Source organism: Ferrovum myxofaciens (genome assembly GCF_000735045.1).
Taxonomy (GTDB): Bacteria; Pseudomonadota; Gammaproteobacteria; order Burkholderiales; family Ferrovaceae; genus Ferrovum; species Ferrovum myxofaciens.
Genome location: NZ_JPOQ01000308.1, coordinates 1 through 428 on the forward strand (window position 1 = coordinate 1; position 428 = coordinate 428).

Annotated in this window: 1 protein-coding gene; it reads left to right on the forward strand. The window is 54.2% G+C overall.

Features of this window, described 5'->3' with window-relative positions; genetic code table 11:
- Positions 1 to 343, forward strand: a 343-nt coding sequence (locus IV91_RS16185) for a type IV secretory system conjugative DNA transfer family protein (protein ID WP_035418439.1), incomplete at its 5' end; no start/stop codon positions are given.
- Positions 344 to 428 lie beyond the last annotated feature (85 nt).

The following is a 428-nucleotide window of genomic DNA, read 5'->3' on the forward strand; positions in this document are numbered from 1 at the left end:
GTACGCGGTGGTTCGTTCAAGACTGGCAAAATGCGCCGTTCTTTCCGCTGGGATCGTTTTCGGTTTTTCGGCTTTTTCGGCGGATGACACATCGCTGACCGATCTGGTCAACTTCAAGGTTTCCTCAGAAACCCTTGATGCGTCAAAACTGTCTGCTATCCGGGAAAACGGTTTGGCGGCAGGGGTTCAGGGCGGGATGATTGCGCGATCCAAGCAGATCGTGGCGGAAGTGAATAAACAGTCCGCCTCTCTGGATCGCGCTTTCGACTTCAACCCCACACCGCGAGAATCCCCTCGCTTTAGCCCCCCGGTGTCAGGGAAGATGTCGCGTCACCCGAGTTGATTTAATTTTGGACTGGGGGCGGAAAGTGAACGGAGATGAGCGGATATTCTGAGGAGCGCAAGACGGCGGTGTTGAGGAAATTATT